The sequence below is a fragment of the Aquibium oceanicum genome (assembly GCF_001889605.1).
In the GTDB taxonomy this organism is placed as follows: Bacteria; Pseudomonadota; Alphaproteobacteria; order Rhizobiales; family Rhizobiaceae; genus Aquibium; species Aquibium oceanicum.
Map to the genome: position 1 here is coordinate 4,601,918 of NZ_CP018171.1, position 17,644 is coordinate 4,619,561.

Sequence of the window (17,644 nt, forward strand, 5' to 3'; positions counted from 1 at the left end):
ATGCCGCGCCGGGCGAACCTAGCATGAGGATCGGCGATGCCAAGCACCACTGCCCCGTGCATTCCATCGCCCGATTTTTTCCGGAACACATGGCGGAAGCGAGCGTTGGTCGGATGATTGCGCAGATGAAAACATTCATGCGCATTCGTGGAAAAGCAAATTCCAACGATGACAAGGTGCACACTGCACCCCAACAAAGGAGAGAATTCGCATGACCCGCAAATTGCTCACAGCAGCCGCTATCGTCGCCATGACCGCTGGTTCGGCCTTCGCGCAGACGACGTCGGCCACCGGCAGCAAGAACAACCCGTATGCATCCACTGACGAACAGATGTGGTACCAGGGCGAAAATCGCGCCCGCTACGAGGGTTTCTTCGCTGATCCGGACATGATGGAACTTCGTTCCGAAGATGAGATCACCAGCGCGTTCGACGCGATGGGCCAGGAAGACCGTGATTCCATCATCGCCCAGTGCGAGCGCGCCTACGACCTGCGCGGTTCCTACGGCACCGTGACCACCGGTCTCTGCAACGCCGTTGGCGTGGAACGCCCGACCGGCGGCTGATCAGATACGCAGATTGCATGGAAAGGCCCCGTTCGCGGGGCCTTTCTCTTTTGGGCGGTGACTACTTCCGCTCCACCGGCTTGCCGGTCGACTGCCGAACATGCAGTTCCGGCTTTATCAGTTCCGGAGATGTTTTCACCGCCACCCCGTTCAGACGGTCGAGCAAGGCGCGCGCCGCGCGGCGGCCGACGTCGCTCTGGCCGTTCCAGACGGTGGTTAACGCAGGTGTGGCGATCGCCGCCTCCTCCAGATCGTCATAGCCGGTGACCGAAACGTCGACGCCCGGCACGAGACCGGCGCGGGCGATCCCGTTCATCAGGCCGATGGCGACAAGGTCGTTCCAGCATACAGCAGCAGTCGGCTTGTCGGGTAGCGCGAGAAACTGACCCGAAACCTCGAACCCCGCCTGCTTGGTGCGCGGACCGGGAATGCGCCAGTCGGGCTGGGTCTTCAGTCCGGCCTTCTCCATCGCCAGCACGTAGCCCTGGTAGCGGTGGCGGCCCGTCGACGTCTGGTCGGTGCCGCCGATCATGGCTATCCGCCGGTGGCCGAGCGAGATCAGATGATTGGTCGCGAGACCGATCCCGTAGGAATCGTCGCCGCGGAACACCGGCACGCCGGCCCCTTCCACGGAGCGGGCAACCAGCACCGCCGGAAGCCCGTTCTCTTCCAGCATCTGGATGTCCTCGCGCGGCGTGCCGATCGCCGGCGACATGATGACGCCGTCGGCGCCGAGTTGCAGCAGCGTGTCGATGAAGTTGCGCTGCTTTTCGAGCTGATCGTAGTGGTTGGACAGCAGGAAGGTCTGGCGGCTGCGATCCAGTTCGCTTTCGATCGACTTCAGAATCTCGGCGAAGAACGGGTTCATGATGTCGTGCACGACGACGCCCACGATCCCCGACCGCGAGGTCCGCAGGCTCGCGGCGCGGCGGTTGTAGATGTAGCCGATGGTCCGGGCGTGGTCCTTGATGCGTTCCCGGGTCGTATCGGCGACCAGCGGACTGTCGCGCAGCGCGAGCGACACCGTGGCCGTCGAGACGCCGAGCGCGTCCGCGATGGTCGAAAGCTTTATCTTCTGCGCCAGAGCGCCCTCCCGCCTGAGCCGTGGCAATCTTTAAACTGTTTAAGTCAGCTATAGGCGAAGGACTTTGCCCTGTTCAATGCTTTTCGTGCGGGATCACTTCGGCGGCAGCGGCGCCGCGGTGGCCTTGAGCCGCAACTGCCGCTCGCGATGAACGATGTAGAGGCCGCTCGCCACGATGATGAGCGTGCCGCCAAGCGTCCAGAGATCGGGCAGGTCGCCGAAGACGACGTAGCCGAGCGTCACCATCCAGACGATCTGCAGATAGGCGTAGGGTGCCAGCGCGGTGGTCGTGGCGACGCGATAGGCCAGGATCAGAAGGTAGTGGCCGAAGGCGCCATAGAAGCCGAGCGACAGCAGGATGGCCCAATGGAGCCATTCGTGGGGCATGGATCCGTAGATTGGCACGGCAGGCACCATCAGCACGACCGGCGCGAGGGCCGAGTAGAAGATCAGGCTTTCGGCGGTTTCCCGCGCGCCCATGTGCCGGGTCATGATGACGTAGAAGCAGTAGCTCAGCATCGATCCGAGCGCGTAGAGGTGACCTATCCCGAACACGCCCAGCCCCGGACGCGTGATGACGAGGACGCCGCCGAAACCGACGAAGACGGCGAGCCAGCGCCGCCACCCGGCCCACTCCCCGAGCAGGGGCCCCGCCAGGGCGGTGATCACCATCGGTGCGAAGAATGCGATCGACACCGTCTCCGCCAGCTGCAGCGTCTGGAGCGCCAGGAAATTGAACAGGGTAGACCCAAACAGGAACATCCCGCGCAACAGCTGCAGCGGCAGGCTCGCGGTGGCGAATAGCCCCAGCGACCGCCAGGGCCGCAGGAACAGGAAGGCGAGGACGGCGTGGCCGGCGAACCGTATCCAGGCGATGAAAGGCGGAGCGAACCCCTCGCTTGCGAGAAACTTCGCGCTGGAATCGAGGAAGGAGAAGGTCAAGCCGGCGCTGAACACCAGGAGGATCGCAACCACCGGCGTCGCCGCCTCCTGATGCCCGGAGCTGATTTTCACCAAGGATTCGCCGTTGTCCGCCTGCTCGATCCTGTTTCAGGGATCGCAAATGGAAGAGCAAGCAAAAAAAAGCCGGCGCCCGGCCAAGCGTCGGGCGCCGCGGGTCAGTCCTCGTCGTCGGCGTCTTCGGGCATTTCGGAGTGGGAATTGCCCGCGAGATTGCTTTCTATACGGGCGAGCAGCTTCGCCAGTGCCTTCTGCTCCTTCTTGTCGAGCCCCTTCAGCGCCTGCTTCTCCGTCTTGCGGACCGACTTCTCGATCGAGCGGATGGCATCCCTTCCCGCTTCCGTCAGGAAGATGTGCGACTGGCGCGCATCGTTTTCCGAAGCCCGCTTTTCCAGGAAAGCCTGCGCCTGAAGCCGGTTGATAGTCTTGGTCACCGTCGGCGGCCGAACGCCGAGCCGCGTGGCGAGCTGGCCCGGCGTCTGGCCGTCCTCGTGCGCCAGCGCCAGCATGATCTGGTCCTGCCCGGCATAGAATCCATGGTCGAGCAGCTTTGCCGCGAGCGCGGTGCGCGACAGGCGCGCGGCCGATTGCAACCGCGTGATCGCCGCGCCCTTTTCAGCCTTTGCCATGCCCCCTCCATCCTCTCGGACCGTTCGCCCGAGCATAGATGACCGTCCCCGGAACTCCAATGCCGGGACCGCCCGCCTGGTGACCGTTTCCCGGCCAGCCGGCTAATTCGTCGGCGAACCCTTGGCAGACCTCTGTATCAGACAGATGACACTTTTCCGCCGGTCTCCCGATGAAGGCGCGACCTCCCGCTTGGCCGCGTGCAATCTCGCCGCGGCCGTCCTATATGGCGGCAACACCCATCCTCCTCCGATCGAGGGCAAGACATGTCCGACCTTCAGACCCAGATCCCCGTCACCGTACTCACCGGCTATCTCGGCTCCGGTAAGACCACGCTGCTCAACCGCATCCTCTCCGAAAACCATGGCCGGCGCTACGCCGTCATCGTCAACGAATTCGGCGAGATCGGCATTGACAACGACCTGATCGTGGAATCCGACGAGGAAATCTACGAGATGAACAATGGCTGCGTGTGCTGCACGGTGCGCGGCGACCTGATCCGGGTCGTCGAGGGCCTGATGCGCCGGCCCGGCCGCTTCGACGCCATCGTGGTGGAGACCACGGGGCTCGCCGATCCCGCGCCGGTCGCCCAGACCTTCTTCATGGACGACGACGTCCGCTCCAAGACGAAGCTCGATGCCGTGGTGGCGCTGGTCGATGCCAAGCACCTCCCCTTGAGGCTGAAGGACAGCCGCGAGGCCGAGGACCAGATCGCCTTCGCCGACGTCGTGGTCGTCAACAAGACCGACCTGGTCAGCGAGGAGGAACTCGCCGCCGTCGAGGCGACCATCCGCGCGATCAATCCTTCCGCGAAAATCCACCGCACCCAGCGCGCCGGCCTCGACCTGGAAAACGTGCTCGACCGCGGCGCCTTCGACCTTAAGCGCGCGCTCGACAACGACCCGCATTTCCTCGAGCACGAGGACGAGGATCACGGCCACGAGCATCATGATCACGATCATGACCATGCGCACCACCACCATGCGGCGCCCTCCCCGCTGCACGACGTGACGGTGCAGTCCGTTTCCATGCGCGCTGGCGAACTGGACCCGAAGAAGTTCTTCCCCTGGATCGAGAAGATCACCCAAATGGAGGGACCCAACATCCTGCGCCTGAAAGGCATCATCGCCTTCAAGGACGACGCGGAGCGCTACGTGGTGCAGGGCGTGCACATGATCATCGAAGGCGACCACCAGCGCCCGTGGAAGGACGGAGAGGCCCGCGAGAGCCGGCTCGTCTTCATCGGTCGCGAACTGGACCGGGAACGGCTGGAGCGAACGTTCCAGGCATGCCAGGCGTGATCTGAACCATGCCCACCGTCGCTCCGCTCGACCTCGACGGCCACTGCATCGCCGCCGTCTTCCTGTCAGACATCCCGCATTTCGCGCTTGCCGACGGCACGGTGCACCGGCTCGACAACGGCCACAAGCAGGTGACCGCGCATGATGGGCTGCTTTGCGCCACCGTCACCGAAAAGGGCGACAAAATGATCACGGGCGGCGAAGACGGCAAGGTCGTCGCCGTATCGCCCGCCGGAGCGATCGAGGTCCTGGCCGAGATCGGCCGCAAATGGGTGTCGAGCGTCGCATCCGGCCCGCAAGGCGCCGTCGCCTTCGCCTCGGGGCGCACCGCCTTCGTCCGCTTCGCTGACGGCAAGACCAAGGAATTGCAGCATCCGCGCACGGTCGAGGGCGTCGCCTTCTCGCCGAAAGGCATGCGGATCGGCGCAGCCCGCTACAACGGCGCGACGCTGCATTTTCCCGCCGCCGACGGCAAGCCGGTCGAACTCGAATGGGCCGGCGCGCATACCGGCATCACCTTCTCGCCCGACGGAAACTTCGTCGTCACCACCATGCAGGAAAACGCGCTGCACGGCTGGAAGATCACCGATGGCAAGCACATGCGCATGACCGGCTATCCGGGCAAGGTGAAGAGCCTGTCCTGGAGCGCGAAGGGGCGCTGGCTCGCAAGTTCCGGCGCGCCGGCCGCGATCGTCTGGCCATTCCAGGGCAAGGACGGCCCCATGGGCAAGGCGCCGCTGGAACTCGGTACGCGCGGCAACACGATGGTCACCGCCGTCTCGTGCCACCCGGCCGACGAGTTCGTCGCGATCGGTTATGCCGACGGCATGGTGATGGCCGCCCGCTTCGCGGACCAGAAGGAAGTGCTGCTGCGCCGTCAGGGCAAGGGCGCGATAACCTCGCTGGCCTGGGACCGCGCCGGCCGGCGCGTCGTCTTCGGCTCCGAAACCGGCGATTGCGGCGTCATCGACATATCGGGCTGACGCCCCCTTGTGTGGCGTCGTCACGACGCCGGGATGGACAAAGGGACGGTCGGATCAGGCTGTCAGGTCCTTGGCAAAGTACCGGACACGCCTCTCGCCGCCGTAGATCTCCGCCTCTCCGACCACCTCGAAGCCCAATGCGGCATGGAAGGCGTCCGAGGCCGGGTTCGGCGGATCGGAATTCACCTCCGCGGTCACGACCGTGTGGCCGGCTTGCTGCGCCTTTTCGAAGAAATGCTCGTAGAGCTGCCGCGCATGCCCGCGTCCGCGCGCGAAGGAGGCGACCGCGATCCGGTCGACATAGGCAAACCGCGGGTAGCGCTCGCGGAACCAGAGAAAGTTCGGACTGTCGTAGGGCGCGTCCTGATCGAAGCCGATCATGAACGCGTCCAGGTCGCCGATCCGGAAGGCCGCGAAGCACTGCGCCAGGAGATGCGACAGCCGCCCGGCGTCCAGCAGCGACAATTCCGCCGCATGCTCGTTGTTCAGCGCCAGCACCGCGGGCTCGAAGGCCGCGGTGATCGGCTCGATGGCGGGCGGTTTCCTGAGGTCGTCGGCTGCTTTCATGATGGGCGCACCATAGCGGCGGCCCGACGCGCCGCAAGACGATGCGCGCACGAATTCCAGTCGGCATGTCAAATTTCATAGCGCCGCCGCAATTCGGAACATATCATGAACTCATGGCAACGCTTCCCCTCCGCGAGAAACTCGCGATCCTGTCAGACGCCGCCAAGTACGACGCGTCCTGTGCCTCCTCGGGCGCGGCGAAGCGCAATTCGCTGAAGAGCGGCGGCATCGGCTCCACCGAAAGCACAGGCATCTGCCATTCCTACGCGCCGGACGGGCGCTGCATCTCGCTCCTGAAGATCCTGCTCACCAACTTCTGCATCTACGACTGCACCTACTGCATCAACCGTTCGTCGTCGAACGTGCGCCGTGCCCGCTTCACGGTCGACGAGGTGGTGAAGCTGACGCTCGACTTCTACAAGCGCAACTACATCGAGGGCCTGTTCCTCTCCTCCGGTGTCATCCGCTCGCCGGACGACACGATGGGCGAGATGGTCGAGATCGCGCGCCGCCTGCGCATCGAGCATCGCTTCGCCGGCTACATCCATCTGAAGACGATTCCCGAATGCTCGCAGGAGCTGATCGAGAAGGCCGGGCTCTATGCCGATCGCCTGTCGATCAACGTCGAACTGCCGACCGACGAGGGGGTGAAGAAGCTCGCGCCCGAGAAGCGCCCCGAGACCATCCGCGTCTCCATGGCGAGGCTGCGCTCGAAGATCGACGAGAAGTCCGAACCGACCCTGCGCACGAAGACGCGCGAGCGCTTCGCGCCCGGCGGCCAGTCGACCCAGATGATCATCGGCGCGGACGCCACGCCCGACGCGACGATCTTGAAGACCAGTTCCCGGCTCTACGCCAGCTACCGCCTGCGCCGCGTCTACTATTCCGCCTTCAGCCCGATCCCGGATTCCTCCGCCGCTCTGCCGCTGATGAAGCCGCCGCTGATGCGCGAGCACCGACTCTACCAAGCGGACTGGCTGATGCGCTTCTACGGTTTCGGCGAAAGCGAGATCCTCTCTGCCCGGCCGGACGGCATGCTCGACCTCGCCATCGACCCGAAGCTCTCCTGGGCGCTCGCCAACCGCGCCATGTTCCCGCTCGATATCAACCGCGCCGACCGCGAGGCCTTGCTGAGAGTTCCCGGCCTCGGCACCAAGGTTGTCAAGCGGATCCTGGAGACGCGAAAACATCGCCGGCTGCGGCTGGAGGACGTCGGCCGCCTCTGCCAGTCGATCGCCAAGGTGCGGCCCTTCATCGTCGCCGAAGGCTGGTCGCCCGGCGGCCTCACCGATTCCGCCACCCTGCAGGCCAGGGTCGCTCCCGAACCCCGCCAGCTTTCGCTGTTCTGACCATGAGCGCACTTCCGAAACCCCTTCCCCGCATCACCATCCGGCTCGCCGGCCAGACCGATTTCGACGGCTGGCGGAAGGCTGCCCGCGCGCTGGCGATGCGCGAGATCCCCGCCGATCAGGTAGGCTGGGCGGTGTCAGGCGCCGCGAGCGCCGATCTCTTCGACGGCGCCGCGCCATCGCGCGACGCGGCTCCGGACGGCGGGACGGCATTCACCGTGCCGCGCTCTTTCGTGGAGGCGGCCGAAGCGGTGATCTGCCACTCGGATGCCGAGCGTTTTTCACTGCTCTACCGCATTCTGCTGCGGCTGCGCCGAGAACCGGACCTTTTGAAGATCGCCTCCGATCCCGACGTGCGGCGTCTGGAGGCGATGGCGAAGGCCGTGCGCCGGGACATCCACAAGATGCGCGCCTTCGTGCGCTTCCGGCGCATCGGCTCGGGGGCAGACGAGCGCCACGTCGCCTGGTTCGAGTCGCTGCATTTCATCGTCGAGCGCAACGCGCCCTTCTTCGTGCGCCGCTTCACCGGCATGCGCTGGACGATCCTCACGCCCTATGCCTCGGCCGACTGGGACGGCGAGCGCCTGGCGATCGGCCCCGGCGCCACCCGCGCCGACGCGCCGTCCGAGGACGATGCCGAAGCGCTGTGGCGCACCTATTTTTCCTCGATCTTCAATCCCGCGCGGCTGAAGGTGAAGGCCATGCAGGCCGAGATGCCGAAGAAGTACTGGCGGAACCTTCCCGAAGCCTCGCTCATTCCGGACCTGATCCGCGGTGCCGAAGACAAGGCCAGGGACATGATCCAGAAACTGCCGACCGAACCCGCCCCGCACCATGCCAAGGTGAAGGCGCGCCACTGGCCGGAACCGGATGTCGAGCCGGGTCCCGACGACGAAGGCGCGAACGCCAGCACAATCCCCGAACTGCGCGCCGCGGCGGAAGGCTGCCGCCGCTGCCCGCTCTGGCGCGATGCCACCCAGACCGTGTTCGGCGAAGGACCGGAAAAAGCGAAGGTCGTGTTTGTCGGCGAGCAGCCGGGCGACCAGGAGGACCTTGCCGGAAAGCCCTTCGTCGGCCCGGCGGGGAAAATGCTGGACGCCGTGCTAGCGGAAGCCGAGGTGGACCGCTCGGAAGTCTATGTCACGAATGGCGTTAAACACTTCAAATTCGAGCCGCGCGGCAAGCGCCGAATCCACGCCAAGCCGAACGCCGGGGAGGTGAAGGCCTGCCGCTGGTGGGTCGACAAGGAACTGGCGATCCTGAAGCCCACCCTCGCCGTGGCGCTCGGCGCAACCGCCGCGCAGTCGCTGCTCGGCAAGACGGTCCCCATCACGAAGATGCGCGGCCAGGTGGTCGAACGCGAAGACGGCCTGCGCGTCTTCCTCACCATCCACCCCTCCTACATCCTGCGCATCCCGGAACCGGCCGACAAGGAGGCGGAGCGCGGAAGATTCTTGGCGGACATGAGGGCGGTCAGGGAACTGATGGCGGCGTAGCCGCGAGGTCACCGGCCGATCCCGGCGCCTGCCCTTCATCTACCTGTCGGCATTTTCTCCCCGCAAGCGCGGAGAAAAGCGCGAACCCGCCACGATCCGCCGATGTTGCAAGTCGGGCCAAACACGGTCGACGCGGCTCCTTCTCCCCGCTCGCGGGGAGAAGTGCCCGAGAGGGCGATGAGGGGCGGCGGGATGTGCGCGAGTCCGCGCCAAAAGCGCCACGACTAACGCACCAGCACCGCCCGAAGATCGTTGACGTTTGTCCCACTCGGCCCCGGCACGAACAGGTCGCCGATCGCCCCGAACGCCGTCCATGCGTCGTTCTCGCCGAGCATCGCACGCGGGTCGAGGCCTGCCGACCGTAGGCGCGACACCGTGGCGAAATCGGCGAAGGCGCCGGCATTGTCCTCGGAACCATCAATGCCGTCCGTGTCGGCGGCGAAGGCGTGGATGCCGTCGACGCCGTCGATGCCGAGCGCCAGGGACAGCAGGAACTCGGTGTTTCGCCCGCCCTTGCCCTTTCCGCGCAGCGTCACCGTCGTCTCGCCCCCCGACAGGATCACCACCGGCTTGCGAAACGGCCGGTCCCTCAACGCCACCTCGCGCGCGATCGCGGCATGCACGGAACCGACCTCGCGCGCCTCGCCCTCGATCGCATCCGACAGGATGACGGCCTCGATCCCCTGCGCCCGCGCGGCCTCGGCCGCCGCCTCCAGCGACACGGCGGCCGAGGCGATGATGTGCGCCTCGTTGCGGATGAACCGCGCATCGTCGGGATGCGGTGCGTCGGCCTCGGGCGAACGCAGATGGTCCATCACCGCCTCGGGCAGCGCGATCCGCCATGTCTCGACCAGCCGCAGCGCGTCCTGTCTCGTGGAAGCATCGGGCACTGTCGGCCCCGAAGACACCAACGACGGCCGGTCGCCGGGAATGTCGGAGACGAGCAGCGTCACCACCTTCGCCGGCCAGGCCGCGGCGGCGAGCCGTCCGCCCTTGATCGCAGAGACGTGCTTGCGGATCGTGTTCATCGCCGAGATCGGCGCGCCGGAGGCAAGCAGCGCCTGGTTGACGGCGATCTCGTCGTCGAGCGTCAGGCTTCCCGCCGGCGCGGGCAAGAGAGCCGAGCCTCCTCCCGAGACGAGTGCCACGACGAGATCGTCCTCCGACAGGTCCGAGACCGTCTCCAGAAGCCGCCGCGCGCCCTCCAGCCCCGCCGCGTCGGGCACGGGATGCGCCGCCTCGACGACCTCGATCGACCGGCAGGGCACGGCATAGCCGTAGCGGGTGACCACCAGGCCCTCCAGCGGCCCGTCCCAGACATCCTCGAACGCCCTTGCCATTTGTGCGGAGCCTTTGCCGGCGCCGACGATGACGGTACGCCCGGCCGGCTTCGGCGGCAGATGGCTGCCGATCACGCGCGCCGGATCGGCCGCCGCGACGGCGGCGTCATAGAGCGAGACGAAGAATGCCCTCGGATCGATCTCGCTCATGATGCTCCCGCTTCCAGCCATTCGCGTGCCCAGCCGAGCCCTTCCTCCGTGGTGCCGGCCGGCACATACTCGCAGCCGACGAAGCCGTCGTAGCCCCTGGCGTCCAGCGCCTCCAGCACGAAGCGGTAGTCGATCTCGCCCGCGTCCGGCTCGTGCCGGCCGGGATTGCCGGCGATCTGGATATGCGCGATCAGCTCGCGATGGCGATCGAAGGTCGCCAGCAGTTCCCCGCGCGTGCGGCTCTGGTGGTAGAGATCGTACTGGATCCGCACCTGATCCGATCCCACCCGCCGCACGATCCGGGCCGCGTGGTCAACCGAAGTCAGAAGATAGCTCGGCGTGTCGTAGGGGTTGAGCGGCTCGATCAGCGCGCGGATGCCATGGGGCGCGAAGACACGCGCGGCATAAGCGAGGTTTTCCACGAGGGTCTCTTCACGCTCGTCCATCGACGCGTCGCCCGACAGCACGCCGGCCATGCAATGCAATTGCCGGCAACCGATCGTCCGCGCGTAGTCGAGCGCGATCCCCACGCTTTCGGCAAACCGCTCCCGCGCCTCCGGAAGGCTTGCCAGGCCCCGCTCGCCGGCAGCGAGATCGCCGGGCGGCATGTTGAACAGCACGACCTCCAGCCGGTTGCCCTTCAGTTCGGCAGCGATATCCGCAGCGGCGAACGCGTAGGGAAACTGGAACTCGACCGCCGAAAAGCCTGCCCAGGCCGCCCGTTCGAAGCGTTCGAGGAACGGGACCTCGCAGAACATGGTCGACAGATTAGCGGCTAACTTCGGCATCGGCACCTCAGGCGACGATCATGACGGAATCGGCCGGCGAGGCAATGCCGTTCACGCCGCGGGCAGCGCCAGCGCCGCATGATCGAGTCCCAAATGCGCGCAAAGCGCCTCCACCACCAGCGCATGGTCCTCGCGCTGCGGGAGGCCCGATACCGTCACGCAACCGACGATGCCAGCATTCTTCAGCCGGATCGGGAAGCCGCCGCCGGCCAGCACGAAATCCTTCGGGTCGAGGCCGTGGCGCGGCGCGAAGAGTTCATCGTCGCGGTTCTGCTCCAGCGCGACACGGTAGGTGCTCCTGCCGAAGCGGCGCAGCACGTTCACCTTGCGGCGCACCCAGTCGGCGTTCGCGTCGGTCGATCCCGGCATGGCGCAGAAGAAGAGCTGCCGGTCCCAGGTGCGGATATCGATCACGATCGGCAGGTTCCCCGCGACCGCCCGCTCGCGCAGCACGAGCCCGAGGCGGAACGCCTCCTCCTCGTCGAAACGCTCGAAGACGATCGCCGCCTCCTGATCCTTTATGCGGGCGATGTCGGATTCTCGGCTCATGACGATCCTTCGGGCGGAAGCAGCGGGTGTTGGCGTTCCCCGACCGGGTAGCATGCCGTGACAGCCTGTCAAACCGCCAGCCTAGCCGGACTCAGTTCCCCTGCAGCCGGGCCGCCGTATCCTCGCGATCGTTCCCGCCCGCCATGCGCCCGAACGCCTCGCGCCACCCGGCATAAAGCTCCGGCATCGCGGCAAGGATCGCGGCATCCGCCGCGCCGATACGGCGGGTGAGCCGGGCCTGCGTCACGCGCTTCACCGTCCAGCCGGGATTGCGCCGCTCTTCCAGCACCATCCGGTCTCCGGAGCGGGCATGCCCCGGCTCCAGCACGCGATAGTACCAGCCGGTCCTGAGCGTCTTCTGGAACAGGAAGGCCATGCGCTCGTCACCCGTGTGGGCGCTGAGCTTCCAGCACGGCTGCCGCCCCTGGCTGACCTGCACGGTGGCCGTGCCAAAGGACAGGATGTCGCCAATGCAGAGGTTCTCCTCGGTCAGGCCCGAGGTGGAGACGTTCTCGCCGAAGCTGCCCGGCACGAGATCTTCGCGCCCAAACTCCTTCCGCCATGCCGGATAGTGGTCGCCCGGATAGTGATGGATCGCCTTCTCGGGCCCGCCATGCACCTCGAGGTCCGCCTGCGCGTCGCGGACGAAGCCCGTGGGCGTGATCTCCAACCTGTCGGACGTGGCACGCTTGCCGATCGCCGACGCCGGCCTGCCCGGCCAGCGCTCCTCGACCGCGCCGATGAAAAGCCCGTCGATCGTGGCGGAGAGCGGCGGCTCGGGTATGTCAGTCACGACCCTTCCCCGCCTTCCCCGCCACATACACCTCCCTCACTGCGCGATCGTCCCCCAGCGTCTGCAGCAGGAAAAGCTCCTGCGCCAGCGTCGTCACCGTCTCCATTCGCACCTTCATTGCCGGCGTGGCGGAAGCATCGAGCACGACGATGTCGGCGTCGGTCCCGACCTCCAGCGTGCCGGCCCGATCGGCGATCGACAAAGCCTCGGCGTTGCCGCGCGTCAGCTGCCAGAAGCTTTGCAGCGGGTTCAGCTTTTCGCCCTGCAGCGCGATCACCTTGTAGGCCTCGTCCATGGTGCGCAGCATGGAATAGTTCGTGCCGCCGCCGACGTCGGTGGCCGAGGCGACCCGGAGCGGCTTCCCGCGCCGCCGGTAGCGGTGATAGTCGAACAGGCCCGAGCCGAGGAAGAGGTTCGAAGTCGGGCAGAACACCGCGACCGAGCCGCTATCCGACATCGCGTCCGCCTCGCGCTCGGACAGATGAATGCAGTGGCCGAACAGGCTCTTGGCGCCCAAAAGCCCGTATCGCGCATAGATGTCGGTATAGTCCTTCGCCTGTGGGTAGAGCTCCTCCGCCCAGCGGATCTCGGCATGGTTTTCCGAAAGGTGCGTCTGCACGTGGCAGTCGGGATGCTCGGCGGCCAGCGCGCCGGCCATCTCCATTTGCTCGGGCGTCGAGGTGATCGCAAAGCGCGGCGTGATGGCATAGAGCTGCCGGCCCCTGCCGTGCCACTCGGCGATCAGCGCCTTGGTGTCGTCGTAGCCCTTCTGCGGCGTGTCGGTGAGCGCCTCGGGCGCGTTGCGGTCCATCATCACCTTGCCGGCGATGTTGAGCATGTTGCGGGCGTGGCTCTCCTCGAAGAAGGCTTCTGCCGAGGCTTTGTGCACCGAGCAGTAGGCGGAGACCGTGGTGGTGCCCTGGCGGATCGCCTCGTCGAGGAACAGCCGCGCGATCCGCCGCCCGTGCTGCGCGTCGGCGAATTTCGACTCCTCGGGAAAGGTGTAGTCGTTCAGCCAGTCGAGCAGTTCGGCGCCGTAGGAGGCGATCACCTGCATCTGCGGGAAATGGACATGGGCGTCGATGAAGCCCGGCAGGACCAGATGCGGCCGGTGGTCGGCGATCTCCACTTCCGCGCCGGGCTCGCCGCGCACCGTCGCGAAGTCTCCGACCGCCGCGATCCTGCCGTCGCGCACCAGCACCGCCCCGTCCTCCTCGTAGAGGAACGAGGCGAGGTCGTCGAAAGACGCCGGTTCGCGGTGGAACGAGAGTGCGCGTCCGCGGATGAGAAGCGAGGTCATCGGGGCATTGCCTCGCGATACCCGGGCGAACGGCACGCGATCAATTCCCCCGCGCCTCCTCGAACCACGCCACGATCAGGGCCCGCTCGTCTGGCGTCACGCCGGTGAGATTTCCCGGAGGCATGGCGTGGCTGCGGCCAGCCTGCAGGTAGATCTCGCGCGCGTGGGCGGCGATTGTCTCGTCCGTGTCGAGCCGCACGCTCTTCGGCGCCATGTGGATGCCTTCCCAGGCGGGCTCGGCGGCGTGGCACATGGAGCAGCGCCCCATCACCGTGTCGCGCACGGCTTCGAAATGCGCCGAGGCGAGGAACGGTTCGGCACCGGCCGCAGCGCGATCCTCGCCGGTCAGCACCTTCGGCACGGTCGAGAGCCACATGATCACGACGAACAGGATCGCCGCGATGAGCCAAGTCCAGGTCGGGTTTCCCTTGCGCGCATGCACGGTGTTGAAATAGTGCCGGATCACCACCCCCATCAGGAACACCAGCACCGCGATCACCCAGTTGAACTGGGTGGCGAAAGCCAGCGGGTAGTGGTTCGACAGCATCAGGAACAGCACCGGCAGCGTCAGGTAGTTGTTGTGCAGCGAGCGCGTCTTGGCGATGCGGCCATATTTCGGGTCGGGCTTGCGCCCCGCGATCAGGTCGGCGACGACGACCTTCTGGTTCGGGATGATGATCATGAAGACGTTGGCCGACATGATCGTCGCCGTGAAGGCGCCGAGATGCAGCAGCGCGGCACGGCCGGTGAAGAGCTGTGTGTAGCCCCACGACATGAAAACGAGCACCACGAAAAGCACGAGCATTAGCCGCGTGTCGTTCATGCCGAGCGGCGACCGGCACAACAGGTCGTAGACGATCCAGCCGACGGCGAGCGAGGCGATGGAGATGCCGATCGCCACGGGCGCGGAAACGTCGAGCACGTTCGGGTCGATCAGGAAAAGCTCCGCGCCGGCATAGTAGACGATGGCCAGCATGGCGAAGCCGGTCATCCAGGTCGTATAGGCCTCCCATTTGAACCATGTGAGATGCTCCGGCATGTGTGCCGGTGCGACAAGATATTTCTGCACGTGGTAGAAACCGCCGCCGTGGACCTGCCATTCCTCGCCGTATGCGCCTTCGGGCAGTCCGGGGCGTTTGTGCAGCCCCAGGTCGAGCGCGACGAAATAGAAGGACGAGCCGATCCACGCGATGGCCGTGACGACGTGCAGCCAGCGCATGCCGAAGCTCAGCCACTCCCAGAAAAGCGCGAAATCGTTCATGCCCGTGTCCCCTCGTCGAACCCTCGGACATTACGTTTTGCAGTGCAAACGAAAAGCGGGGCGAGGTCCCGACACTTTCAAAAAAATCTAGACAATATAGGCTGGCGCAAACGCACGGAGTCACGCGCGCCCCGAACCGGATTGCCGACAGGATGGCCTACCTCGACAACGTCGCCGTTTTCGTACGCGTGGTGGAACTGGGAAACCTCTCCGCGGCCGGTCGCGACATGCGCATTTCGCCGGCCGTTGCGTCGAACCGCATCAAGGAGCTGGAAAAGCATCTGGGCGTCCGGCTCTTCAACCGCACGACGCGGCAGCTGATGCCGACCGAGCAGGGCCGCGTCTTCTACGACGGCGCCCGCAAGGTGCTGGAGGCGGTGGCCGATGCGGAAGCCGCGGTCAGCGCCCTGTCGGGCCAGCCGCGCGGCACCATCCGCGTCACCGCCCCGCTCGGGCTCGGGCGGAGAATGATCGCCTCGGGCATTCCCGAATTCCGAGCCCGCTATCCCGACATCGAGGTGCGGCTCAGGCTCTCCGACCACGAGGTCGACATCATGAAGGAAGGCATCGACGTTGCCTTCCGTCTCGGCCTGCTCGAGGATTCCAGTCTCAGGATGCGCGGCGTCATGGATTGCGAGCGCGTGCTGGTCGCCGCTCCGCGCTATCTGGAGGAACACGGGGAGCCGGAAACGCCCGAGGACCTGCTGAAGCACGACTGCCTGATGCTGCGCTATCCCGGTGCGCGCGAACACTTCTGGACGCTCCAGACTCCCTCCGGCCCGCGTAAGCTCGACGTGCGCGGCCCCTACGATTCCGACGACGGCGACGTGTTGACCGGCTGGGCCATCGCCGGCCACGGCATCGTCCTCAAGCCGCGTTTCGAGGTCGAACCCTTCATCCGCGACCTGCGACTGAAGGTGATCCTGCCCGATGTTCCGCCGCAGCCGGTGCAACTCGCCGCCGTCTACCCGCACCGGCAGTACCAGGACACCAAGGTGCGGCTGCTGCTCGACTTCATGGCCGACCGCTGCCAGCGCATGATCCGCGACATCCTGGCGGGCCGCTGACATGGCGAAGCGGACCGGCGTCGGCTGGCTTCTCCTGAAGTCGGCGCTTTACGGCCTCACCGGTTTCGTCCTGGTCCCCGCCGTTCTGTTTCTCCTCGTGCTCGGCCTCGCCTATGCCTTCGATCCGCGCTGTGGCTCGCCGGATGCTTCCGGCTGCGGGTCCGGCGCCGGCGCGATCGCGCTTGCCTCCGCCGTGCCGGCCTTCGCGCTATGCTTCCTGGTCTCCGTCGCGGTGGCCTTCGCCAGGCAGAGGCGCGGCGAGCCGGACTTCGCGGCCGTCCTCGATCGAACCGTGCCGGCCGAGACATCCGGGTTGACCCAGCGCAACGACGGAACCGCCCCACCCGCGTAGGTTCTCGGCATTGGAGTGACCCGATGCCGACACGACGCTCAGTGCTGAAAGGTGCCGCCGCGAGTGCTGCCTTGCCGGTCGCCGGATGCGGAGGCAGTTCCACCATGGCAAGCTATACAGCCCTCACCGAGGAAATCCGCGAACCGCTCGCCGCCGATGCGGATCTGATGGAATGCGTTCGATTTGCAACACTCGCAGCCAACAGCCACAACACGCAGCCCTGGCGGTTCGACCTCTCCGCGAACAAGGTCGCGATCCTGCCCGACCTGGCCCGGCGCACGCCGGCAGTCGATCCCGACGACCACCACCTCCATGCGAGCCTCGGCTGCGCCGCCGAGAATCTTCTCATCGCGGCCCGGGCGTGCGGGTTGCACGGCGCAGTCGAAGCGCGGGCTGACGGTGCGGTCGCGATTGCCTTTGACGCCGGCCGGCCCGAGGCAACGGATCTCTTCGCCGCGATCCCGAAGCGGCAGTGCACCCGCTCGGACTATTCCGGCCGGGCGGTGACGGGATCCGACCTCGCCCTGCTCGAGCAGGCCGCGGCGGGAGACGGAATCCGCCTCGTCTTCCTGCTGGAAAAGCCTCGGATCGAAAACGTCCTGGAGTACGTCCTTTCGGCGAACACGGCGCAGATGGACGACGACGCCTTCATGAGCGAACTGAAGCACTGGCTGCGTTTCAACGAGGCCCAGGCGCTCGCCGCCCGCGACGGCCTGTTCTCCGCCTGCTCGGGCAACCCGACACTGCCCGGCTGGCTGGTCCCGCTGGTCTTTCCCTTCGCCTTTACCACGAGCGCCGAGAACGACCGATATGCGGCGCAGATCCGCTCGTCCTCCGGCATCGCCGTCTTCATCTCCGCCAGGGACGACCGCGCCCACTGGATCGAGGCGGGCCGGAGCTTCCAGCGCTTTGCCCTGAAAGCCACCGCTCTCGGCATCGCCCACGCCTTCGTCAACCAGCCCGTGGAGGTCCCAGCGAGCCGCTCCGAGTTTGCAAGTTGGCTTGGTCTGGGCGCTGAGGAGCGGCCGGACTTCATCGTCCGCTTCGGCTACGCTCCACCATTGCCGATGTCCCTGCGCCGCGACGTGAGGGACATTCTGGTCTGACTATTC

Annotated in this window: 19 protein-coding genes; 9 read left to right on the top strand and 10 right to left on the bottom strand. The window is 66.2% G+C overall.

Features of this window, described 5'->3' with window-relative positions:
- Positions 1-23: 23 nt before the first annotated feature.
- Positions 24-215, top strand: coding sequence for a hypothetical protein (locus tag BSQ44_RS27035; RefSeq protein ID WP_157894667.1), 192 nt, complete (start codon positions 24-26; stop codon positions 213-215).
- Positions 212-565 carry a hypothetical protein gene (locus tag BSQ44_RS22440; protein ID WP_072607292.1) on the top strand — a complete coding sequence of 118 codons (354 nt, stop codon included), beginning with the start codon at positions 212-214 and terminating at the stop codon, positions 563-565. The genes BSQ44_RS27035 and BSQ44_RS22440 overlap by 4 nt, the downstream gene beginning before the upstream one ends.
- Before the next feature lie 61 nt (positions 566-626).
- Here BSQ44_RS22440 and BSQ44_RS22445 read toward each other — a convergent pair whose 3' ends face one another.
- The 3 genes from BSQ44_RS22445 to BSQ44_RS22455 form a co-directional block, all read right to left on the bottom strand.
- Positions 627-1,649 carry a LacI family DNA-binding transcriptional regulator gene (locus BSQ44_RS22445; RefSeq protein ID WP_072608225.1) on the bottom strand — a complete coding sequence of 341 codons (1,023 nt, stop codon included), beginning with the start codon at positions 1,647-1,649 and terminating at the stop codon, positions 627-629.
- Positions 1,650-1,742: 93 nt separating this feature from the next.
- On the bottom strand, positions 1,743-2,663 hold the full coding sequence (locus BSQ44_RS22450) for a DMT family transporter (RefSeq protein ID WP_235633286.1): 921 nt from the start codon (positions 2,661-2,663) through the stop codon (positions 1,743-1,745).
- A 104-nt stretch (positions 2,664-2,767) separates the two neighbouring features.
- On the bottom strand, positions 2,768-3,238 hold the full coding sequence (locus BSQ44_RS22455; RefSeq protein ID WP_072607293.1) for a MarR family winged helix-turn-helix transcriptional regulator: 471 nt from the start codon (positions 3,236-3,238) through the stop codon (positions 2,768-2,770).
- Positions 3,239-3,502: 264 nt separating this feature from the next.
- Between BSQ44_RS22455 and BSQ44_RS22460 the strand changes: the two genes are divergently transcribed.
- Both BSQ44_RS22460 and BSQ44_RS22465 read left to right on the top strand, forming a co-directional pair.
- Positions 3,503-4,537, top strand: coding sequence for a CobW family GTP-binding protein (locus BSQ44_RS22460; protein WP_072607294.1), 1,035 nt, complete (start codon positions 3,503-3,505; stop codon positions 4,535-4,537).
- Between the two features lie 8 nt (positions 4,538-4,545).
- Entirely contained in the window at positions 4,546-5,520 is a 975-nt protein-coding gene (locus tag BSQ44_RS22465) for a WD40 repeat domain-containing protein (RefSeq protein ID WP_072607295.1), read from the top strand.
- A 54-nt stretch (positions 5,521-5,574) separates the two neighbouring features.
- Here BSQ44_RS22465 and BSQ44_RS22470 read toward each other — a convergent pair whose 3' ends face one another.
- Complete coding sequence (locus BSQ44_RS22470; RefSeq protein ID WP_072607296.1) at positions 5,575-6,087, bottom strand: GNAT family N-acetyltransferase; 513 nt, start codon at positions 6,085-6,087, stop codon at positions 5,575-5,577.
- Between the two features lie 113 nt (positions 6,088-6,200).
- Here BSQ44_RS22470 and BSQ44_RS22475 point away from each other — a divergent pair, with 113 nt between their 5' ends.
- Positions 6,201-7,436, top strand: coding sequence for a putative DNA modification/repair radical SAM protein (locus tag BSQ44_RS22475; RefSeq protein WP_072607297.1), 1,236 nt, complete (start codon positions 6,201-6,203; stop codon positions 7,434-7,436).
- A gap of 2 nt (positions 7,437-7,438) precedes the next feature.
- On the top strand, positions 7,439-8,932 hold the full coding sequence (locus BSQ44_RS22480) for a UdgX family uracil-DNA binding protein (protein ID WP_072607298.1): 1,494 nt from the start codon (positions 7,439-7,441) through the stop codon (positions 8,930-8,932).
- 224 nt (positions 8,933-9,156) lie between these two features.
- Here BSQ44_RS22480 and BSQ44_RS22485 read toward each other — a convergent pair whose 3' ends face one another.
- From BSQ44_RS22485 to BSQ44_RS22510, 6 genes are all read right to left on the bottom strand, one after another.
- Positions 9,157-10,422, bottom strand: coding sequence for a glycerate kinase type-2 family protein (locus BSQ44_RS22485; protein ID WP_072607299.1), 1,266 nt, complete (start codon positions 10,420-10,422; stop codon positions 9,157-9,159).
- Positions 10,419-11,210, bottom strand: coding sequence for a 2-oxo-tetronate isomerase (otnI, locus tag BSQ44_RS22490; protein ID WP_072607300.1), 792 nt, complete (start codon positions 11,208-11,210; stop codon positions 10,419-10,421). Before otnI ends, BSQ44_RS22485 begins: the two co-directional genes overlap by 4 nt.
- 51 nt (positions 11,211-11,261) lie before the next feature.
- Positions 11,262-11,759 carry a heme-degrading domain-containing protein gene (locus BSQ44_RS22495; protein WP_072607301.1) on the bottom strand — a complete coding sequence of 166 codons (498 nt, stop codon included), beginning with the start codon at positions 11,757-11,759 and terminating at the stop codon, positions 11,262-11,264.
- A gap of 91 nt (positions 11,760-11,850) precedes the next feature.
- Complete coding sequence (locus BSQ44_RS22500) at positions 11,851-12,552, bottom strand: MOSC domain-containing protein (protein ID WP_235633287.1); 702 nt, start codon at positions 12,550-12,552, stop codon at positions 11,851-11,853.
- On the bottom strand, positions 12,545-13,852 hold the full coding sequence (gene guaD, locus BSQ44_RS22505; RefSeq protein ID WP_072607303.1) for a guanine deaminase: 1,308 nt from the start codon (positions 13,850-13,852) through the stop codon (positions 12,545-12,547). Before guaD ends, BSQ44_RS22500 begins: the two co-directional genes overlap by 8 nt.
- Positions 13,853-13,892: 40 nt before the next feature.
- Positions 13,893-15,113, bottom strand: a complete 1,221-nt coding sequence (locus BSQ44_RS22510; protein WP_072607304.1) for a urate hydroxylase PuuD — start codon at positions 15,111-15,113, stop codon at positions 13,893-13,895.
- 152 nt (positions 15,114-15,265) lie between these two features.
- On the opposite strand from BSQ44_RS22510, the gene BSQ44_RS22515 reads away from it, so the two are divergent.
- From BSQ44_RS22515 to BSQ44_RS22525, 3 genes are all read left to right on the top strand, one after another.
- Complete coding sequence (locus BSQ44_RS22515; RefSeq protein ID WP_072607305.1) at positions 15,266-16,180, top strand: LysR family transcriptional regulator; 915 nt, start codon at positions 15,266-15,268, stop codon at positions 16,178-16,180.
- 1 nt (position 16,181) lies between these two features.
- Positions 16,182-16,532: a hypothetical protein gene (locus tag BSQ44_RS22520; protein ID WP_072607306.1), complete on the top strand. Its 351-nt coding sequence runs from the start codon at positions 16,182-16,184 to the stop codon at positions 16,530-16,532.
- A 104-nt stretch (positions 16,533-16,636) separates the two neighbouring features.
- Positions 16,637-17,638 carry an Acg family FMN-binding oxidoreductase gene (locus BSQ44_RS22525; protein WP_235633288.1) on the top strand — a complete coding sequence of 334 codons (1,002 nt, stop codon included), beginning with the start codon at positions 16,637-16,639 and terminating at the stop codon, positions 17,636-17,638.
- The last annotated feature ends 6 nt before the right edge of the window (positions 17,639-17,644 follow it).